The organism is Ramlibacter sp. MAHUQ-53 (assembly GCF_052600055.1).
The window spans coordinates 89,173-108,535 of the sequence record NZ_JBQWTS010000004.1 but is presented as its reverse complement, the minus strand read 5'-3'; the positions used below and the strand labels follow the sequence as shown (position 1 = coordinate 108,535).

General features: G+C 72.4%; 18 protein-coding genes. 11 read left to right on the top strand and 7 right to left on the bottom strand.

Annotation, left to right across the window (positions count from 1 at the left end; genetic code table 11):
- The first annotated feature begins 4 nt into the window (after window positions 1–4).
- From ACT80S_RS07970 to ACT80S_RS07925, 10 genes are read left to right on the top strand one after another with little or no spacing between them, the layout of a single operon-like run.
- Entirely contained in the window at window positions 5–1,204 is a 1,200-nt protein-coding gene (locus tag ACT80S_RS07970; protein ID WP_377414815.1) for a UDP-glycosyltransferase, read from the top strand.
- A gap of 50 nt (window positions 1,205–1,254) precedes the next feature.
- Complete coding sequence (locus ACT80S_RS07965; RefSeq protein ID WP_377414812.1) at window positions 1,255–2,571, top strand: N-acetyl sugar amidotransferase; 1,317 nt, start codon at window positions 1,255–1,257, stop codon at window positions 2,569–2,571.
- 14 nt (window positions 2,572–2,585) lie between these two features.
- Window positions 2,586–3,353, top strand: a complete 768-nt coding sequence (gene hisF / locus ACT80S_RS07960) for an imidazole glycerol phosphate synthase subunit HisF (RefSeq protein WP_377414809.1) — start codon at window positions 2,586–2,588, stop codon at window positions 3,351–3,353.
- On the top strand, window positions 3,350–3,988 hold the full coding sequence (gene hisH, locus ACT80S_RS07955) for an imidazole glycerol phosphate synthase subunit HisH (RefSeq protein WP_377414806.1): 639 nt from the start codon (window positions 3,350–3,352) through the stop codon (window positions 3,986–3,988). The genes hisF and hisH overlap by 4 nt, the downstream gene beginning before the upstream one ends.
- Complete coding sequence (locus ACT80S_RS07950) at window positions 3,985–4,692, top strand: acylneuraminate cytidylyltransferase family protein (protein WP_377414803.1); 708 nt, start codon at window positions 3,985–3,987, stop codon at window positions 4,690–4,692. The genes hisH and ACT80S_RS07950 overlap by 4 nt, the downstream gene beginning before the upstream one ends.
- Window positions 4,685–5,716: an N-acetylneuraminate synthase gene (neuB, locus tag ACT80S_RS07945; RefSeq protein ID WP_377414800.1), complete on the top strand. Its 1,032-nt coding sequence runs from the start codon at window positions 4,685–4,687 to the stop codon at window positions 5,714–5,716. Before ACT80S_RS07950 ends, neuB begins: the two co-directional genes overlap by 8 nt.
- The gene (gene neuC, locus ACT80S_RS07940; protein ID WP_377414797.1) at window positions 5,713–6,855 is read left to right on the top strand and encodes a UDP-N-acetylglucosamine 2-epimerase; all 1,143 of its coding nucleotides are present in this window, start codon (window positions 5,713–5,715) and stop codon (window positions 6,853–6,855) included. The genes neuB and neuC overlap by 4 nt, the downstream gene beginning before the upstream one ends.
- A gap of 15 nt (window positions 6,856–6,870) precedes the next feature.
- Window positions 6,871–7,491 (top strand): acetyltransferase, encoded by a 621-nt coding sequence (locus ACT80S_RS07935; RefSeq protein ID WP_377414794.1) that lies wholly within the window; start codon window positions 6,871–6,873, stop codon window positions 7,489–7,491.
- Window positions 7,488–9,002 (top strand): aminotransferase class I/II-fold pyridoxal phosphate-dependent enzyme, encoded by a 1,515-nt coding sequence (locus ACT80S_RS07930; protein WP_377414792.1) that lies wholly within the window; start codon window positions 7,488–7,490, stop codon window positions 9,000–9,002. Before ACT80S_RS07935 ends, ACT80S_RS07930 begins: the two co-directional genes overlap by 4 nt.
- Entirely contained in the window at window positions 8,989–10,794 is a 1,806-nt protein-coding gene (locus tag ACT80S_RS07925; RefSeq protein WP_377414789.1) for a polysaccharide biosynthesis protein, read from the top strand. Before ACT80S_RS07930 ends, ACT80S_RS07925 begins: the two co-directional genes overlap by 14 nt.
- 37 nt (window positions 10,795–10,831) lie before the next feature.
- Here the strand turns inward: ACT80S_RS07925 and ACT80S_RS07920 are convergent, their stop codons facing one another.
- The gene (locus ACT80S_RS07920; protein WP_377414786.1) at window positions 10,832–11,473 is read right to left on the bottom strand and encodes an LON peptidase substrate-binding domain-containing protein; all 642 of its coding nucleotides are present in this window, start codon (window positions 11,471–11,473) and stop codon (window positions 10,832–10,834) included.
- Between the two features lie 59 nt (window positions 11,474–11,532).
- On the opposite strand from ACT80S_RS07920, the gene ACT80S_RS07915 reads away from it, so the two are divergent.
- Window positions 11,533–12,078 carry a YggT family protein gene (locus ACT80S_RS07915; protein WP_377414783.1) on the top strand — a complete coding sequence of 182 codons (546 nt, stop codon included), beginning with the start codon at window positions 11,533–11,535 and terminating at the stop codon, window positions 12,076–12,078.
- A gap of 96 nt (window positions 12,079–12,174) precedes the next feature.
- Here the strand turns inward: ACT80S_RS07915 and accD are convergent, their stop codons facing one another.
- From accD to ACT80S_RS07885, 6 genes are read right to left on the bottom strand one after another with little or no spacing between them, the layout of a single operon-like run.
- Window positions 12,175–13,047 (bottom strand): acetyl-CoA carboxylase, carboxyltransferase subunit beta, encoded by an 873-nt coding sequence (gene accD, locus ACT80S_RS07910; RefSeq protein WP_377414780.1) that lies wholly within the window; start codon window positions 13,045–13,047, stop codon window positions 12,175–12,177.
- 34 nt (window positions 13,048–13,081) lie between these two features.
- Window positions 13,082–13,891 carry a tryptophan synthase subunit alpha gene (trpA, locus tag ACT80S_RS07905; RefSeq protein ID WP_377414777.1) on the bottom strand — a complete coding sequence of 270 codons (810 nt, stop codon included), beginning with the start codon at window positions 13,889–13,891 and terminating at the stop codon, window positions 13,082–13,084.
- Entirely contained in the window at window positions 13,888–15,153 is a 1,266-nt protein-coding gene (trpB, locus tag ACT80S_RS07900; protein ID WP_377414774.1) for a tryptophan synthase subunit beta, read from the bottom strand. The genes trpA and trpB overlap by 4 nt, the downstream gene beginning before the upstream one ends.
- A complete protein-coding gene (locus ACT80S_RS07895) occupies window positions 15,150–15,818 on the bottom strand; it encodes a phosphoribosylanthranilate isomerase (RefSeq protein WP_377414771.1) in 669 nt (222 codons plus the stop codon). Before ACT80S_RS07895 ends, trpB begins: the two co-directional genes overlap by 4 nt.
- A complete protein-coding gene (truA, locus tag ACT80S_RS07890) occupies window positions 15,815–16,645 on the bottom strand; it encodes a tRNA pseudouridine(38-40) synthase TruA (RefSeq protein WP_377414768.1) in 831 nt (276 codons plus the stop codon). Before truA ends, ACT80S_RS07895 begins: the two co-directional genes overlap by 4 nt.
- Window positions 16,642–19,227 carry a FimV/HubP family polar landmark protein gene (locus tag ACT80S_RS07885; RefSeq protein WP_377414765.1) on the bottom strand — a complete coding sequence of 862 codons (2,586 nt, stop codon included), beginning with the start codon at window positions 19,225–19,227 and terminating at the stop codon, window positions 16,642–16,644. Before ACT80S_RS07885 ends, truA begins: the two co-directional genes overlap by 4 nt.
- Between the last annotated feature and the right edge of the window lie 136 nt (window positions 19,228–19,363).

Sequence of the window (19,363 nt, the reverse complement as noted above, 5' to 3'; positions counted from 1 at the left end):
CGGCATGAAGAAGGTGCTGTTCGCCTGCTACGGCAGCGGCCACGTGAAGATGGTCGTGCCGGTGGCGCGCGCCCTGCGTGACCAGGGCCTGGCCGAGGTCCAGGTGCTGGGCCTGACCACCGCCGCCGGCGTGATCCGCGAGGCGGGCCTGCCTCTGCTGCAGGTGAAGGATTTCGTGCGCCCCGGCGACGAGCGCGCCCTGGAACACGGCCGGCGCCTGTGCGCTGCGATGGGTCAGGTGGCCGACCCCGACGAGACCGCCGCCTACCTGGGCCTGTCGTATGCCGAGCTCGAGGACGCGGTCGGCGCCGAGGAAGCCGCCCGCCGCTACGCCCGCGACGGCCGCCAGGCCTTCCTGCCCCTGAAGCTGCTGGAACGCATCGTCGGCGAGGTCCGGCCCGACGTGGTCTTCGCCACCAACTCGCCCCGCGCCGAGCGCGCCGCCATCGCCGCCGCCGGCACCCTGGGCATCCCCTCGGTGTGCCTGGTGGACCTGTTCGCCGTCGACGAGGTGCGCTGGATCGGCCAGCCCGGGTATGCCGACGCCGTCTGCGTGCTCAATGAGGAAGTGCGCCGCTTCCTGGTGGCCGCCGGCCGCCGGCCCGAGGAGATCCGCGTCACCGGCAACCCCGCCTTCGACCGCCTGAACGATGCGGCCCAGGTCCAGGCCGGCGCCGAGCTTCGCCGCGCCCAGGGCTGGGAGGGCCGCCGCGTGGTGCTGTGGCCCGAGCAGGCCGAGCCTGCGCTGCACCCGTTCGACGGCCGCCCTGGCGACCCCACGCTGCCCGATCGCGCCCGCGAGGCGCTGCTCGATTGGGTGGCCCTGAACCCCGACGCCGTGCTGTGCGTGCGCCCCCGCGCCGGCGACGCGCCGCCGCCGCTGCCCGACTCGCCCCAGGTCCGCCTGACCGGGCAGGACTGGCCGCTGGCGCCCCTGCTGCATGCGGTGGACGCGGTGGTCACGCTCACGTCCACCGTCGGCCTGGAAGGCCACCTGGCCGGCGCCCGGCTGGTGCAGGTGAGCGGCTCGGTCTTCGACGAGGCCATGCCCCTGGGCCGCTTCGGCATCGCCGACCAGGTGGCGCCGGTGGAGGGCCTCGTCCAGGCCGTGGACCGCTGCACCCGCCTGGGCCGGCGCGAGGCCGCGGCCGGCGACGCCTGCGCCACCCGGCGCGTGGCCGGGGTCGTGGCCGAATTTCTATAATCCCGGGGTTGCGCCCCAGCCGCGGGCGCCCCCTTTCTTTTCCTCCTCCCATGTCGCTCATTCCCCAACCCGCGAAGGTCGACCTCGCCGCGTTCGACAAGTCCGAAGACGATGCGGACATCAAGTACGGCCTGCCCCGGTACGTGCATTTCTGCAAGCGCTGCGTGATCTCCAACCAGCGCCCGAACTCGGCGGTGGAATACGAGCACACCAAGGCGAGCAAGAAGGCCACCATCAACTTCGACGAAGAAGGCATCTGCGATGCCTGCCGCTTCGCCGAGCAGAAGCAGGGCACCATCAACTGGAAGGAGCGCGAGGACCAGCTCGCCGCGCTGTGCGACAAGTTCCGCAGCAAGAGCGGCTACGACTGCCTGGTCCCCGGCTCGGGCGGCAAGGACAGCTTCTACGCCTCGCACGTCCTCAAGACCCGCTTCGGCATGCACCCGCTGACGGTGACCTGGGCGCCCCACATCTACACGCCCTGGGGCTGGAAGAACTTCCAGTCCTGGCTGCACGCCGGCTTCGACAACGAGCTGACCACGCCCAACGGCCGGGTGCACCGCCTGCTCACGCGCCTGGCGGTGGAGAACCTGTTCCACCCGTTCCAGCCCTTCATCTTCGGCCAGAAGTCGCTGGCGCCCAAGATGGCGCTGCTGCACGACATCCCCTTTGTCATCTACGGCGAGAACGAGGCCGAGTACGGCAACCCGATCGGCGACACCACCAGCGCCAAGCGTGACTGGTCGTACTTCACCGCCAACGACAAGTCCAAGATCTTCCTGGGCGGCACCTCGGTCAAGAGCCTGTACGAGGACTACGGCCTCGAGGAGCAGGACCTGCTGCCCTACCTGCCGGCCAACCCCGCCGAGATCGAGCGCAAGAACGTCGAGGTGCACTACCTGGGCTACTACCTGAAGTGGCACCCGCAAAGCTGCTACTACTACGCGGTGGAACACGGCGGCTTCGAGGCCTCGCCGGAGCGCACGCCGGGCACGTACAGCAAGTACAACAGCATCGACGACCGCATCGACGACTTCCACTACTACACCACGTTCACCAAGTTCGGCATCGGCCGGGCCACGTATGACGCGGCGCAGGAGATCCGCTCCGGCGACATCACCCGTGACGAGGGCGTGGCCCTGGTGCGCCGCTACGACGGCGAATTCCCCGAGCGCTTCGCCGAGGAAATCTTCCAGTACCTGAGCATCCCGGCCAAGGAATTCCCGCAGGCCACCAAGATGTTCGAGCAGCCGATCATGGACCGCGACTACTTCATGCGCCTGGCCGACACCTTCCGCTCGCCCCACCTGTGGACGCGCGAAGGCGGCGAGTGGAAGCTGCGTTCCACCGTCTGGCAGCAAGGCTGAAGGGCGCGCACGGCATGCGGCACGCCCGGATCATCGCGAGGCTGGACATCAAGGGTCCGAACCTGATCAAGGGGATCCACCTCGAAGGCCTGCGCGTGGTCGGCGACCCGCACGAGCACGCCCTGCGCTACTACCGCGAGGGCGCCGACGAACTCCTGTTCATCGACATCGTCGCCAGCCTCTACCAGCGCAACAACCTCACCGACATCATCAAGCGCGCGGCCAACCAGGTCTACGTGCCCATCACGGTCGGCGGCGGCATCCGCTCGCTGGACAACGTGAGCACCCTGATGCATTCGGGCGCCGACAAGGTGGCGATCAACACCGCCGCCATTGCCCGCCCCGGGCTGATCACCGAGGTCGCCAACCGCTACGGCGCGCAGTGCATGGTGCTGGGCGTCGAAGCCAAGCGCCAGGGCGAGGGCCGCTGGGAGGCCTACACCGACAACGGCCGCGAGCGCACCGGCAAGGACGTGGTGCAGTGGGTCAAGGAGGCCGTGGACCGCGGCGCCGGCGAGATCCTGCTCACCTCGGTGGACCAGGAAGGCACGCGCAAGGGCTTCGACATCCCGCTGGTGCAGCAGGTCTGCGACGCGGTGAACGTGCCGGTGACCGCCAGCGGCGGCTTCGGCCAGGCCGCGGACATGGCGGCCATCGCGCCCACCGGCGTCTCCGGCATCGCGGTGGCCGACGCCCTGCACTGGACGCGCATGACCCTGGCCGAGATCAAGCAGCACGCGCGCGCCGCGGGGCTGGACGTGCGCGAAGGAACGCCGGAATGAGTACGCCCGTCACGCTGATCGACTATGGCATCGGCAACCTGCTGAACACGGTTCGCGCCCTCGAGCATTGCGGCGCCGCGGTGAAGGTGATCGACAAGGCGAGCGCCGACGATGCGAACGCCGAGCGCCTGATCCTCCCCGGCGTCGGCGCCTTCGGCGACGGCATGCGCGAGCTGAAGGCCCGCGGCTTCGACGATCTCGTCAGTCGCTTCGCCCAGACCGGCCGGCCCTTCCTGGGCATCTGCGTCGGCATGCAGATGATGTTCGACGCCAGCGAGGAGATGGGCGAGCATGCCGGCCTCGGCCTGGTGGCGGGCCGCGTGCTGGCCGTGCCGGCCACCGGCGCCGACGGCGCGCCGCACCGCGTGCCCCACATCGGCTGGCGGCCGCTGCAGGCCGCGGGCGAGTGGCAGGGCACCATCCTGGCCGACGCCACGCCTGGCGAGCGCGTGTACTTCGTGCACTCCTTCTCCGGCCACCCGGTCGACGAGGCCGTGCGCCTGGCGGATGTCGACTACGACGGTCGCCGCATCTGCGCCGCGATCCACCGCGACAACCTCTATGGTTGCCAGTTCCACCCCGAGCGCAGCGCGGATGCGGGCCTTCGCATGCTGCGGCGCTTCCTCGCGCTGTGACCGGCGTCACCATCGCCACGGTCTGCGCCCGCGGCGGCAGCAAGGGCCTTCCCGGCAAGAACATCCGTGACTTCGCAGGCCAGCCGCTGATTGCCCGCTCCATCACCCAGGCCCTGGCCTGCCCGGGCATCGCCGGCGTCTACGTCTCCACCGACGACGAGGCCATCGCCGATGCAGCCCGCGCCGCCGGCGCGATCGTCCCCTACCGGCGTCCCGCCGAACTCGCCACCGACGAGGCGGGCAAGCTGCCCGTCATCGAGCACCTGGTGCGCCACCTCGAGGCCCAGGGCCAGGTGATCGACACCGTGGTCGACCTGCAGCCGACCTCGCCGCTGCGCGAGGCCTCGGACATCGCCGCGGCGCTGGCCCTGAAGGACCGCGCCCCGCTGGTGGTCAGCGTCTGCGAGGCCCGCGACAACCCCTACTTCAACCTCGTCGAGCAGCAGGCCGATGGCCTGGTCACGCTGAGCAAGGGCGCGGGCGGCGCGCGCCGCCAGGACATGCCGGCGGTGTACGCCCTCAACGGCGCGATCTACGTCTGGCAGCGCGCCGCGCTGGCCCAGGCGGCGGTGCGCGGCCTGTGGAGCGTGCCGATCGCGCCCTACGTGATGCCGCGCTGGAAGTCGGTGGACGTGGACGACCTCGAGGATTTCGAATACGCCCAGTGGCTCCATGCGCGCCACGCCGGAGGATCCCGTGACTGATCGCACCTTCGTCATCGCCGAGGCCGGCGTCAACCACAACGGCGACCTGTCCCTGGCCCTGCGCCTGTGCGACGCCGCCCGCGCCGCCGGCGCCGACGCGGTGAAGTTCCAGACCTTCCGCGCCCGGGACCTGGTGGTCCCCGGCGCGCCCACTGCCCAGTACCAGCAGAGGCAGACCGGGGCGCAGGACCAGTACGCCATGCTCGAGGCGCTGGAGCTGTCCGAGGACCAGCACCGCGCCATCAAGGCCCACTGCGACGCCATCGGCATCGAGTTCTTCTCCACCCCGTTCTCGGTGGACGCGGTGGACCTGCTGGTGCGCCTGGGCGTGCGCCGCCTCAAGCTGTCCTCCGGCGAGCTGACGCACCGCGCGCTCGTCGAGCACGCCGCCCGCACCGGCCTGCCGCTGCTGCTGTCCACCGGCATGGCCACGATGGACGAGATCCGCGAGGCGCTGGACTGGGTGCGCGCGGTGCGCGGCGACCTGGGCGAGGTCACGGTGTTCCACTGCACCTCGGCCTACCCGGCGCCCGACGAGGCCCTGAACCTCGCCGCCATCCCGCGGATGCAGCAGGACCTGGGCGTCACCCTCGGCTACTCCGACCACAGCGAAGGCATCGAGGCCGCGCTGGCCGCCGTGGCCCTGGGCGCGGCCGTCATCGAGAAGCACATCACCCTGGACCGCACGCTGCCTGGCCCCGACCATGCGGCCTCGCTGGAGCCCGGCCCCTTCGGCCAGATGGTGGCCGGCATCCGCCGCGTCGCCGCCATGCGCGGCGTGGCGGTGAAGGAGCCCACCGCCGCCGAGCGCGACACGGCCCGCGTCGCCCGCCGCAGCGTGGCCGCGGCCCGCGACATCCCGGCCGGCGCGCAGATCACCGCCGACATGCTGGTCTGCCGCCGCCCCGCCACCGGCATCGCGCCGCGCGACCTCGGCCTGGTGGTCGGCGCCGTCGCGCGCGAGGCCATCCCGGCGATGACGGTGCTGCAGTGGGCGCAGCTCGAACGCGGGGACGGGGCGTGACCTCCCCGATGCGGCGCGTCGTCTACCTCTCCGGCACGCGGGCCGACTTCGGCCTCATGCGCGCCACGCTGGCGCGCGTCGCCGCCACGCCGGGCCTGTCGCTGCAGGTGCTGGTCACCGGCATGCACCTGAGCCCCGAGCATGGCCGCACCGTCGACGAGATCCGCGCCGCCGGCTTCGCCATCGCCGGCGAGATCCCGCTGGACATGCGCACCCGCACCGGCGAGAGCATGTCCCTGGGCATTGCCGACTGCCTCAAGGGCGTGACCGGACACCTGGCCCGCCTGAAGCCCGACCTGCTGCTGCTCCTGGGCGACCGCGGCGAGATGCTGGCCGGCGCCATCGCCGCCCTGCACCTGGGCATCCCCTGCGTGCACCTGCACGGCGGCGAGCGCTCCGGCACGGTGGACGAGCCGGTGCGCCACGCGATCAGCAAGCTCGCCACGCACCACTTCGTCGCCACCCCCGGCTCGCGCGAACGCCTGATCGCCATGGGCGAGGACCCGGCCCGGATCCACGTCACCGGCGCGCCGGGGCTGGACGGCCTGCGCGAGCTCGGCGCCATGCCGCGCGCCGACTGCCTGCAGGCGCTGGGCCTGGCGGCCGATGCCCGCTTCATCCTGGTCGCCTTCCACCCCGTGGTGCAGCAGGCGGCCGATGCCCAGCGCCAGGCCGCGGCCCTGGCCGGCGCGCTTGCCGCGACCGGGCTGCCCCTGGTCTGGCTGGAGCCCAATGCCGACGCCGGCGCGCTGGGCGTGCTCGCGGCCCTGGACGCCGCCACGCTGCCGGCCGGCTCGCGCCGCGTCACCCACCTGCCGCGTCCGCTGTTCGTGGCCGCCATGGCCCACTGCGAGCTGCTGGCGGGCAATTCCTCGGCCGGCATCATCGAGGCCGCCACCTTCGGCACGCCGGTGCTGAACGTGGGCGACCGCCAGCGCCTGCGCGAGCGCGCGCCCAACGTGGTCGACGCCGCGGCGCAGCCCGCCGCGCTGGCCGAAGGCCTGGCCCGCGTGCGGGCCCTGGGCCGGGGCGCATGGGACAATCCCTACGGGGACGGGCAGGCCGCCGCGCGCATCGCGGGCCTGCTGGCCAGCCTGCCGCTGGACCCGGCCCTGCTCGAAAAGACCAATACCTACTAGCGAGAGAAAGACGCCGTGCCGAGCCTGCTGATCCTGGGCGCCGGCGGCCACGCCCGCGTGGTCGCCGATGCGGCGCTGCGCCAGGCCGCCTGGCCCGGCGTCGCCGCCAGCGACCGCGACCCGGCCCGCGCCGGCGGCGAGCTGCTGCCCGGCGTGCCGCTGGTGGCGCGCGAGCCGGCCCTGGCGTCCGCCGGTCCCGGCGGCCCGGTGCACGTGGCCATCGGCGACAACGCCGCCCGACGCCGCGAGGGCGAGGCCGCGGGCCTGGCCCGCCTCGCCAGCGTCGTCCACCCGCAGGCCAGCGTCTCGCCCCATGCCGAGATCGGCCCCGGCTGCTTCGTCGCCGCGCAGGCGGTGGTCGCGCCGCTGGCGCGCCTGGCGGCCGGCGTCATCGTCAACCACGGCGCCGTCGTCGACCACGACGTGCGCGTCGGCGCCTTCACCCACATCGCCCCCGGCGCCAGCCTCGCCGGCGCGGTGACGGTGGGCGAGGGCGTGCTGGTGGGCGCTGGCGCCCGCCTGCTGCCCGGCGTGGCGGTGTGCGATGGCGCCACCGTCGGCGCCGGCGCGGTCGTCACCCAAGACATCACGGAGGCCGGCACCTGGGTCGGCGTTCCCGCCCGGAGGATTCCATGACCGCCGACCAGTTCGCGGCGCTGTGCGTGCCGCCCACCCTGAGCGTGCGCGACGCGCTGGCCCGCCTCGATGCCACCGCCTGCGGCGTGCTGCTCGTGCTGCGCGACGACGGCACGCTGCTGCGCACCGTCACCGACGGCGACCTGCGCCGCGCCGCCCTGGCCCATGTGGCCGAGACCGCGCCGCTGTCCCAGCTGCCCGCCGGCACCCCCATCACCCTCGACGCCGAGGCCGGCACCGCCGCCGCCCTCGCGCTCCTGGACAAGCACCAGATCGACCATGTCCCCGTGGTCGACGCCGCCGGCCGCCCGGTGGACCTGGTGATGCGCCGCGAGCTCTCGCAGCGCGTGTGGCTCTCCTCGCCGCACCTGGGCGAGGAGGAGACCGCCTTCGTCGAGGAGGCCTTCCGCACCAACTGGATCGCGCCGCTGGGCCCGCACGTGGACGGCTTCGAGCGCGAGATCGCCGCCTACCTCGGCGGCGGCCATGCCGCGGCCGTGAGCTCGGGCACCGCCGCCCTCCACCTGGGCCTGGTGCTGCTCGGCGTGAAGCCCGGCGACACCGTGTTCTGCTCCTCGCTGACCTTCGTCGCCAGCGCCAACCCGATCCTGTACTGCGGCGCGAAGCCGGTCTTCATCGACTCCGAGCCGCAGACCTGGAACATGTCGCCCGCGGCGCTGGAGCGCGCCTTCGAATGGGCGAAGGCCGAGGGCCGGCTGCCCAAGGCGGTGGTCATCGTGAACCTGTACGGCCAGAGCGCGGACATGGACGCCCTGATGCCGATCTGCGACCGCTACGGCGTGCCCGTGCTGGAAGACGCCGCCGAGTCCCTGGGCGCGACCTACCAGGGCCGCCCCAGCGGCACCTTCGGGCGCATCGGCGTCTTCTCGTTCAACGGCAACAAGATCATCACCACCTCGGGCGGCGGCATGCTGGTGTCGGCCGACGCCGGCCTGATGGCCCATGCCCGCAAGCTCGCCACGCAGGCGCGCGAGCCCGCCGCCCACTACGAGCATGTGGAGATGGGCTTCAACTACCGAATGAGCAACGTGCTCGCCGGCATCGGCCGGGGCCAGCTCCAGGTGCTGGACCAGCGCGTGGACCAGCGCCGCCACGTCTTCGACACCTACCGCGCGGCGCTGGCCGACCACCCCGAGGTGCAGTGGATGCCCGAGCCGCAGGGGCACCGCGCCACCCGCTGGCTCACCTGCTTCGCCCTGGCCGGCGCCGGCGCCCAGGCCCGCCGCGACCGCCTGCTGCGGGCGCTGGAGCGCCACGCGATCGAGGCCCGCCCGGTGTGGAAGCCGATGCACCTGCAGCCCCTGTTCGCGGGCGCGCCGTACTTCCCCCATGCCGAAGGCGACGATGTCTCGGCCCGCCTGTTCGACAGCGGCCTGTGCCTGCCTTCCGGCTCCAACATGACCGACGCGCAGATCGAGCGCGTCATCGGCCACCTGCGCCGCCTGCTGGCGCAGGACGCGGCCGCCCTGGAGACCCATGCTGTTTCGTAAGCACACGCTCGCCGTCCTGGCGACCGACCTGCTGCTGGTGGGGGTGGCCTGGCTGGCCGCCTTCTGGCTGCGCTTCAACTTCGAGGTTCCCGCCGAGTTCGAGTCGCTGGCGGTGGCGGCCGCGCCCCTGCCGCTGGCCCTGTACGCCGGCGCCCTGGTGTTCTTCCACGTGCACCGGCAGGTGTGGCGCTTCGCCGGCCTGCGCGAGCTGCAGCAGCTGGCCCAGGCCGTGGTGGTGGGCGGCGTGGTGACGGCGGCCGCGGTGCTGATGCTGCGCCTGCCGAATTTCCCGCGCTCGGTGCTGCTGCTGCAGCCCCTGGTGGCCCTGCTGCTCATGGCCGGCGCGCGCGCCGTCTGGCGCTCGCGCCAGGAGCGCCGGTACCACAGCACCGGCGGGCGCCGGCTGCTGATCGTGGGCTCGCTGGACGACGCCGCCGAGGCCCTGCGCGCGCTGCGCGGCTCGCAGCAGTGGGAGCCGGTGGGCATCGCCTCGCCGGACCCCGCCGAGGTCGGCCGCACGCTGCAGGACCTGCGCGTGCTCGGCACCCTGGGGGAGCTCGCCGAGATCTGCGCCGACGAGGGCGCCAGCACCGCCCTGGTGGCCAGCCCGCCCGGCTCGCCGGCGCGGCGCGACGCGCTGCTCGGGGTCAACATGGCCCGCCTGACCCTGCTCACGCTGCCGCGCCCGGACCAGTGGCTCGCCGCCGACGGCAATGCGCCGCGCAAGATCGAGCTGGAGGACCTGCTCGGGCGCGACCCCGTGCAGCTGGACGTGCAGGGCCTGTCCGAGATGATCTCCGGCCAGACCGTGCTGGTCACCGGCGCGGGCGGCTCCATCGGCTCCGAGCTGTGCCGCCAGATCGCCCGCCTGGGCGCGGCCAAGCTGGTGTGCGTGGACGTCTCCGAGTACGCCATCTACGCCCTGGAGCAGGAGCTGCGCGGTGCGCACCCGCAGATGCGGGGCGCCTACTACACCGCCAACGTGCGCGAGGCCGCGCGCCTGCGCGCCATCGTGCAGGCGAACGAGCCCACGGTGATGTTCCATGCCGCCGCCTACAAGCACGTGCCGCTGATGGAGCAGCTCAATGAAGTCGAGGCCCTGCGCACCAACGTGCTGGGCACGCTCAACGCGGCGCGCGTGGCGGGCGAGTGCGGCGTGCGCCGCTTCGTCATGATCTCCACCGACAAGGCGGTCAACCCGACCAACATCATGGGCGCGAGCAAGCGCCTCGCGGAGCTCGTGGTGCAGGGCGTCGCCGCGCAGTACACCGGCACGCAGTACGTCTCGGTGCGCTTCGGCAACGTGCTGGGCTCCAGCGGCTCGGTGGTGCCCCTGTTCACCGCGCAGATCGCCAAGGGTGGCCCGGTCACGGTGACGCACCCGGACATCGTGCGCTACTTCATGACCATCCCCGAGGCGGCGCAGCTGGTGCTGCAGGCGGGGCTGATGGGGCAGTCGGGTCAGATCTTCGTGCTGGACATGGGCGAGCCGGTGAAGATCGCCGAACTCGCGCGCATGCTGATTCGCCTGTCCGGCCACACCGAGGACGAGATCCCCATCACCTACAGCGGCCTGCGCCCGGGCGAGAAGCTGTACGAGGAGCTGCTCGCCGACGACGAGACCACCGTGCCCACGCCGCATCCCAAGCTGCGGGTGGCCCGCGCCTCGGGCCTGCAGACGCTGGACCTGGCGCAGGTGGAGCGCTGGGTCGAGGAGGCCGGCCCGGCGCCGACCGAGGCGCACATCCGCGCCTGGCTGCGGGGGTATGTGCCGGAGTACCAGGCGCGGTAGGCGCGCTCAGCCTCTCAGCCCGGCGTGGCCGGCGCGTTCAGTCGCCCGCCTGCCCGTGGCGTGAGAGCACATCCCCGACCAGCTCCAGCCGCAGCAGCGGCGTGTCCAGCTCCAGCAGCTGCTGCTTGAGCGCCGGCGCCAGCGGCAGCAGCTCGCACCAGCGGTTCGCCACCCACCCGCAGTCCTCCAGGTGCCAGGGCTCGGCCACCGGGGACAGGGCGCCGGCGCGGGCCGCCTGCGCGCGCAGGCGTTCGAGCACCTGCGCCAGGGCGAGGCCGGTGTCCTTCAGGTCGTCGGGCACCGGCACGGGCAGGTCGTCGGGCAGCAGCTCGGCGTCGCCGACCCACAGTCCGTGCTTCAACTGCCCGCTGCGCCGCAGGCGGAAACGCTGCAGGCCCTCGGCGCGGATCATCAGCAGCCCGGGCTGCGGCGCCTCCACTTCGAGCAGGCGGGCCAGCGTGCCCACTTCGGCGAAGCGCTCCTGCGGCGCGCCGGCCTGCCGCACCTCGTGGCCCTGCGTGAGGCAGACCACGCCGAACGGCGTGCCCGCCGCCTGGCAGCGGCGGATCATGTCCAGGTAGCGGACCTCGAAGATGCGAAGCGGCAGCAGGCCGCCGGGAAACAGCACCGTCCCCAGGGGGAACAGCGGCAGGTCGTGCAGGGTCGGGGGCGAAGTCACGCGGTCGTCGGGCAGGGCGGGCCGCTATCATCCCACGAGCCTCAATCCTCCCTCGTGACATGCTGTTCCAGATCATCTCCCTGTTGCTCGATGTGGCTGCCGGCCTCCTCGGAGGCGCCTGCCTGCTGCGGCTGTACATGCAGCACCAGCGCATCCCCTTCGGCAACCCGGTGGGCCGCTTCGTCTTCGCGCTGACCGACTGGCTGGTGCTGCCGCTGCGGCGCGTGCTGCCTGCGCTGGGCCGCATCGACACCGCCAGCCTCGTGGGGGCCTGGCTGATCGAGTTGCTGCACATGGCGCTGCTGTGGGGCCTGCTCGGCGCCCGCGAGTCCGCCGCGGTGCTGCCGCTGCTGGCGCTGTTCGGGCTGGCGCGGCTGGTGATCTCCTCGCTCACCGGCCTGGTGATCGTGGCGGTGCTGCTGTCGTGGGTGCGTTCCGACTCGCTGGTGGCAGACATCATCGAGCGCCTGTGCGCGCCGCTGCTGCGCCCGTTCCGCCGCGTGATTCCCCTGGTGGGCGGGATCGACCTGTCGCCGCTGGTGCTGCTGCTGCTGCTGCAGGTCGCGGGGATCATGCTGGCCGCCCTGCAGGCGTCGGTGCTCTGAGGGGCGGGCGGCACGCGTCCGCGCCCTCCGGCGCCATGAAAAACGGCCTCCGCGCGGGAGGCCGTTTTCATGTGCGGTGTGCGCCGTGCCGGGGGCTCAGCTCACCGCGTCCGCCGGCTGCCGCTGCAGCATGGCCAGCGCGCTGGCGACGGTCTTGCGCAGCTCGCGGCGGTCGCAGATGAAATCGACCGCGCCCTTTTCCTGCAGGAACTCGGCGCGCTGGAAGCCCTCGGGCAGCTTCACGCGCACGGTGGACTCGATCACGCGCGGGCCGGCAAAGCCGATCAGGGCCTTGGGCTCGGCGATCACGATGTCGCCCACGAAGGCGAAGCCGGCGCTGACGCCGCCCATGGTGGGGTCGGTCAGCACGCTGATGTACGGCAGGCCCTTCTTGGCCAGGCGGGTGAGGGCCGCGTTGGTCTTGGCCATCTGCATCAGCGAGAGCAGGCCTTCCTGCATGCGCGCGCCGCCGGTGGCGGTGAAGCACAGGAACGGCACCTTCTGCTCGATGGCCGACTCGACGCCGCGCACGAAGCGCTCGCCCACGACCGAGCCCATGCTGCCGCCCATGAAGTCGAACTCGAAGCACGCGGCCACCAGCGGGATGCTGTGGACCGCGCCGCCCATGACCACCAGGGCGTCGGTCTCGCCGGTGTTGTCCATGGCCTCCTTGAGGCGCTCGGGGTACTTGCGGCTGTCCTTGAATTTCAGGGCGTCGACCGGCACCACTTCCTGGCCGATCTCGTAGCGGCCCTCGGCGTCGAGGAAGGCGTCGAGGCGCGCGCGCGCGCCGATGCGGTGGTGGTGGGTGCAGGTGGGGCAGACGTTCTGGTTCTGCTCCAGGTCGGTCTTGTACAAGACCGTCTCGCAGCTCGGGCACTTGATCCACAGGCCTTCGGGCACGCTGCGGCGCTCGGTCGGGTCGGTGGGCTGGATCTTGGGGGGCAGGAGTTTCTCGAGCCAGGACATGGGGTGTTCCTTGGTGCGGGGTTAACCCGGGATTTTATGCGTCGAGCGCCTGGCGGATGCCGCGCAGGAAGTCGGCCGCCGCCGGCACCACGCGCTCGCGCGGTTCGTTCTCGATCACCTGGATCAGCTTGGTGCCGATCACCACGGCGTCGGCCACCTTGCCGATGGCCTGGGCCGTCGCGGCATCGCGGATGCCGAAGCCCACGCCGACCGGGATGTGCACATGCTGGCGGATGCGGGGCAGCATCTGTTCGACAGCGCCCGTGTCCAGGTGGCCGGCGCCGGTCACGCCCTTGAGCGAGACGTAGTAGACGTAGCCGCTGGCCACGCGGGCCACCTGCTGCATGCGGGCGTCGGTGCTGGTGGGGGCCAGCAGGAAGATCAGGTCCATGCCGTGGGCGCGCAGGTCGGCGGCGAACTGCTCGCACTCCTCGGGCGGGTAATCCACGATCAGCAGGCCGTCGACGCCGGCGGCGGCGCAGTCGCGGATGAAGCCGCCCTTGCCGTGCTTGATGTCATAGGCCTCGACCGGGTTGGCATAGCCCATGAGGACCACCGGCGTGCTGTCGTTGCCCTGGCGGAAGGCCTTCACCGCCGCCAGCACCTGGGCCATGCCCACGCCCTGGGCCAGGGCGCGCTCGCCGGCCTTCTGGATCACGGGGCCGTCGGCCATGGGGTCGGAGAAGGGCACGCCCAGTTCGATCACGTCGCAGCCGGCATCGGCCATGCCCTGCATGAGGGCGGGCGTGATGTCGGCGTAGGGGAAGCCGCTGGTGACGTAGGGAATGAGGGCTTTGCGGCCTTCGCTTTTCAGCTTCTCGAAGGTCTTGGCGATGCGGCTCACGACTTGAACTCCACGGGACGCACTTCGCCCTTGACGCTCTGGCCCCGGCAGGAGGGGCGGCAATAGAAATCGGCGTTGGACAGGTCGGCCACGGTGCCGATGTCCTTGTCGCCGCGCCCGGACAGGTTCACCAGGATGTGCTGGTCGGGCTTCAGGGTCTTGGCCAGCTTCATCGCGTAGGCTACGGCATGGCTGGACTCGAGGGCGGGGATGATGCCCTCGGTGCGGCACAGGTAGTGGAAGGCGTCCAGCGCCTCGGCGTCGGTGATGCCGACGTACTCGGCGCGGCCGATGTCCTTGAGGAAGGCATGCTCGGGACCGACGCCGGGGTAGTCCAGGCCGGCGGAGACGCTGTGGGTCTCGGTGATCTGGCCGTTGTCGTCCTGCAGCACGTAGGTGCGGTTGCCATGCAGCACGCCGGGGTGGCCCTTCTGCAGCGAGGCCGAGTGGCGCGGCGTGTCCAGGCCCTCGCCGGCGGCTTCCACGCCGATCAGGCGCGTGCCCTCGAAGGGGATGTAGGGGTGGAAGATGCCCATGGCGTTGCTGCCGCCGCCCACGCAGGCGATGACGGCGTCGGGCTGGCGGCCGGCCATCTCGGGCATCTGCTCGATGGCCTCCTTGCCGATCACGCTCTGGAAGTCGCGCACCATCATCGGGTAGGGGTGCGGGCCGGCCACGGTGCCGATGATGTAGAAGGTGTTCTCGACGTTGGTGACCCAGTCACGCATGGCCTCGTTGAGGGCGTCCTTCAGGGTGCGCGAGCCCAGTTCCACCGGCACCACGGTGGCGCCCAGCAGCTTCATGCGGTAGACGTTGGGGCTCTGGCGCTTGACGTCTTCGGCGCCCATGTAGACCACGCACTCCAGGCCGTAGCGGGCGCAGATGGTGGCCGTGGCCACGCCGTGCTGGCCGGCGCCGGTCTCGGCGATCACGCGGGGCTTGCCCATGCGCTTGGCGAGCATGGCCTGGCCGATCACGTTGTTGATCTTGTGGGCGCCGGTGTGGTTCAGGTCCTCGCGCTTGAGGTAGATCTGGGCGCCGCCCATTTCACGGCTCATGCGGGCCGCGTGGTAGATGGGGGAGGGGCGGCCGACGAAGTGCTTCAGCTCGTACTGGAATTCGGCGAGGAACTCGGGGTCGTTCTGGTAACGGGCGTAGGCCTCGCGCAGTTCGGCGATGGCATGGGTCAGCGTCTCGCTGACGAAGCTGCCGCCGAAGATGCCGAAGTGGCCGGCGGCATCGGGTTGGTCATAGGCGATCATGATGCGGGTCCTGCAAGGCGTTCGTCGGCGGCGCGCACGGCGGCGACGAACTGGAAAATCTTGTCGGCGTCCTTGAGGCCCTTGGAGGCCTCGACGCCGGAGCTCACGTCAACGGCCAGCGAAAGCGCGCGTGGCCGCACCTGGGCGATGCCATCGCCCACATTTGCAGGTGTCAACCCACCAGACAAGACGAGGTGAGCGTTGACGTTTGTTGGAATGCGTGACCAATCGAATGCCTTGCCGGCGCCGCCGAAGCCCTCGACATGGGCGTCGAGCAGGATGGCCTGGGCGCCGGAGAACTCAGAGGCGAATGCTAGCAAATCGAAAGGCACGGCCGGATCCAGGGGGATGCGGGCCGCGCGCATGAAGGGGCGGCCGGCTGCCTCGCAGGCGGCAGGCGACTCGTCGCCGTGGAATTGGAGCAGGGCGTCGGGCACGCGTTCGCAGGCGGCGCGCACGCTGTCCAGCGGGGCGTTCACGAACAGCAGCACCGGGGTCACGAAGGGCGGCAGGCGCCGCGCCAGTTCGGCGGCGCGCTGGGGCGTGACGTAGCGGGCGCTTTTCTCGTACAGGACGAAGCCGACGGCGTCGGCGCCGGCGGCGACGGCGGCATCAACGTCCTGCTCGCGCGTCAGGCCGCAGATCTTGAGGCGGGTGCGGGTCATGGGAGCCAATCATAGGCGGCGGTGCGGCTGGGCAATCCCCAGCGCTCGTCGTAGACCGGTCCCAGGAAGTACAGCCCGTCGGGCGAGAAGGTCGGCGCCGCGGCGTCGCGGCTGCGGGCCTCGCGCACCTGCCGCATCCAGTCGGGCGGCTGCAGGCCCTGGCCCACGACGACCAGGCAGCCCATGATGTTGCGGATCATGTGGTGCAGGAAGGCGTCGGCCTCGAACTCGAAGCGCCAGTAGGCGCCGCGGCGGGTGATGTCGATGCGGCGCATGTCCTTGACCGGCGTGCGGGCCTGGCACTCCGAGGCCCGGAAGCTGGTGAAGTCGTGCTCGCCCAGGAGGTGGGCCGCGGCCTGCAGCATGGCCTGCTGGTCCAGCGGCCGGAAGATCCAGCCGGCGCGGCCGGCATCCACACTGGGCCGCACCGCCGACTCGAGCAGCACATAGGCATAGCGCCGCCCCGTGGCGCTGGCGCGCGAGTGGAATTCATGCGGCACCGGCTGGGCCCACTGCACCGCGATGTCCGGCGGCAGGAAGCGGTTGGTCCCGCGCACCCAGGAGAAGGGCTCGCGCGTGAGCGGCGTGTCGAAGTGCACCACCTGCATGAGGCCGTGGACGCCGGCGTCGGTGCGGCCGGCGCAGACGGTGGACACGGGCTGCGCCGCGAACTGCGCGAGCGCCGCTTCGAGCTTGTCCTGCACGGTATTGCCCGAAGGCTGGCTCTGCCAGCCGGCATAGCCCTGGCCGCTGTAGCTCACGCCCAGCGCCCAGCGTTGGAGGGGACGGCCCGCGGAGTCCAGGTGGGCGGGCGTGGCGGCGGTCAACCGAGCTCGTCCAGCAGGCGCTGGGCCCGCTGGCGCAATTCACCCGAGGCCTCGGCCAGCACCTCGGAAGCGAGGGCGCGGGCGCCGTAGGTGTCGCCGATGGTGGCGCACTCCTCGGCCAGGGCGAGCTTGGTGGCGAGCGGGTCGCCGGCTTCGTCCTCCGGCGGCGCCGTCGGGGTCGAGGCGACCGGGCCGGTGTGCCGGGGCGGCGGGTCCAGGTCCAGCGAGATGCCGGAGAGGTCGAAGTCGATCATGCCGCCGGAGGGCGGGGCCGGGCGCGCCGCAGCCGCCTCGGAGGGCGCCGCCGTGGCAGCGGCTGCCGGCGCAACCGGCGCCTGGGCCGGTGCGGCGGGCGTGAACGAGGGAATGTTCAGGTCCAGGTCCATCAGCGCCTGCGGCAGCGGCGGCGCGGCCGGGGCGGGGGCCTCGGCCACCGGGGGCAGGGGCGCGAGCTCGTCGTCGTCGGCCGGCAGCGGTTCGGGCAGGCGGGGCGCGGCGGGAGCGGTCGTAGCCGTGGCCTGCACCGGCTGCAGGGCGGGCAGGTCGAGGTCGATCTCGTCGAGGTTCAGGTCCAGCGGGCGGCCGGCCGCGGTGTCGATGGCGGCTTCGTCGCCAGGGCGGGCCTGCGGCTCGGTGGACGGGCCGGTGCTGTCGCCGGCGAAGGTGTCCGGGCCCTCGGCCTGCGTGTCGCTGGCGCTGGTGGAGAGCCAGTCGGCGGGCTGGTACAGCAGGTTGGACGGGTCCAGGTCCTGGCCGAGGTTGGCGATGTGGTTCCACTCGGGGCCGCGGCCCTGGGTGAGGGCGCGGGCATCGCGGGCCAGGTCCTCGAAGGCGTGGGCGTCCTGGCGTTTGGCGTAGATCTCGAGCAGCTTGACGTGGATGGCCAGGCGCTGCGGGTTGGCGCGCAGGGCTTCCTTGAGGATCTCCTCGGCCTGCAGGTCGCGGCCGTAGGCGAGGTAGACGTCCGCCTCGGCGACCGGGTCGACGTCGCCGGCCGCGTCGAGCTGGCTGGGGGAGTAGACCATCGAGCTGCCGGGGCCGCCCGGGCCTTCCGCGGTGTCGATGCGCTGGCCGCCGCTGCCGCCGAAGAAGGAGTCGGCCTGCAGGCGGCTTTCGATGAAGGCGCTGTCGTCGACGCCGGTGGCGTTGCGGCGCCGCAGCGCGACGACGAGGGCCGCCAGGGCGGCGATGAGGCCGGCCGCGGCGGCGGGAATGATCGGGTTCTCGAGCAGGCTGTCGAGGAAGCTGGGGCTGTCGGCCGTCTCGGGCTTCGAGGCCGGCCTTGCGGCAGACGCCGGGGCGCTGGCCGGGGCCGAGGCCACCGGCGCCGGCAGGGCCGTGGCTTCCGGGGCGGGGGGGGCGGGCGCGGCGCTGGCGGCGGCGTCCGCGGCGGGGGCCGAGGCGGGCAGGGCAGCCGCCGGCACGCCGACGCCAGGAGCCGACGCGCCCGTACCGGGGCCGGTCGACGCGGCGCCCAGGCGGTTCAGCTCGGCGATGTTCTTGTTCAGTTCTGCGATGCGGGTGGCGGCGTCCTGGGCGGCGCGCTCGCGGGCGATACGCTCCTCGGCGGCCTTGGGGTCGACACGGCCTTCGACCGAGCCCTTGGAGAGCGTGAGCCGATCGGGCGTGGGCTCGGTGGCGCGCTTTTCCTGCACCTGGGCCTCGACCTTGCCGGAGGCCTCGCGGCTGGGGGCCTGGGCCGGCGGGGCCGTGGTGGTGCTCTCGGCGAGGCGGCGGCGGAACTCGTTGAAGTCCCGGCTCTGGGCGACGATGGCCTGGCGGGCCTCGCCCGAGGGGATGGCCGCGGCCTGCGACTCGCTGGGCAGGTCCAGCACGGCGCCCGCCTTGAGGCGGTTGACGTTGCCGCCGGAGAAGGCCTGCGGGTTGGCGCGCAGCATCGCCAGCAGCATCTGGTCGAGAGAGACGGTGGGCGGCTTGCGGCTGGCGGCGATGCGCGCGGCGGTGTCGCCGGCGCGCACGGTGACACGGCCGCCTTCCGCCGGCGCAGCGGCGGAGGCGGCGGCGGGCACACGCGAGCCGGGGGCCGGGGCGGCAGCCTGCGCCGGGCTGGCGGGTGCGGCGGGTGCAGGCACCGAACCGGGCGCGGTGGCGGTGCCGACCTGCGGGGCCAGCGGCGCGGGGGCCTGGGGCGCGGCCTGGCGGGTGGCCGGCGGGTCGAACAGCAGGGTGTAGTCACGCACCAGGCGGCCGGCGGACCAGGTGGCTTCGAGGACGAGGTCGACGAAGGGCTCGGAAACGGCGCGGGTGGTGGACAGGCGCAGCACATAGCTGCCGTTGGGGCGTTGCTGGAGTGTGACTTGCAGGTCGGCCAGGGCGGCGCTGCGCTCGACGCCGGCGGCGCGGAAGGCTTCGGCCGAGCCGGCGGCTGCGCGCAGGCTGGCGGCCTCCTCGGCGGTGATCTGCGGGATCTCGATCTCGGCGCGCAGGGGCTCGCCGAGGGTGGACTGGACCGTGACCCGGCCCAGCGCCAGGGCGTGGGCATCGACAGCCGCGAACCCGAAGGTCAGGGCGGTGGCGAGCGCGACGGCGGAGGCTCGCCAGGACGGCTCAGGCGACCGCACTGCTCGGGACGCAGGCAGCTTTTTTCTCATCATGCGGGGATTCGCCTTGAGACTGAATGGACTGCGGGGACCATAGCAGTAAATGACTGGAAGTGACAAGACGAGTCGGGAAATGACCGAAGGCATATATGGCCCG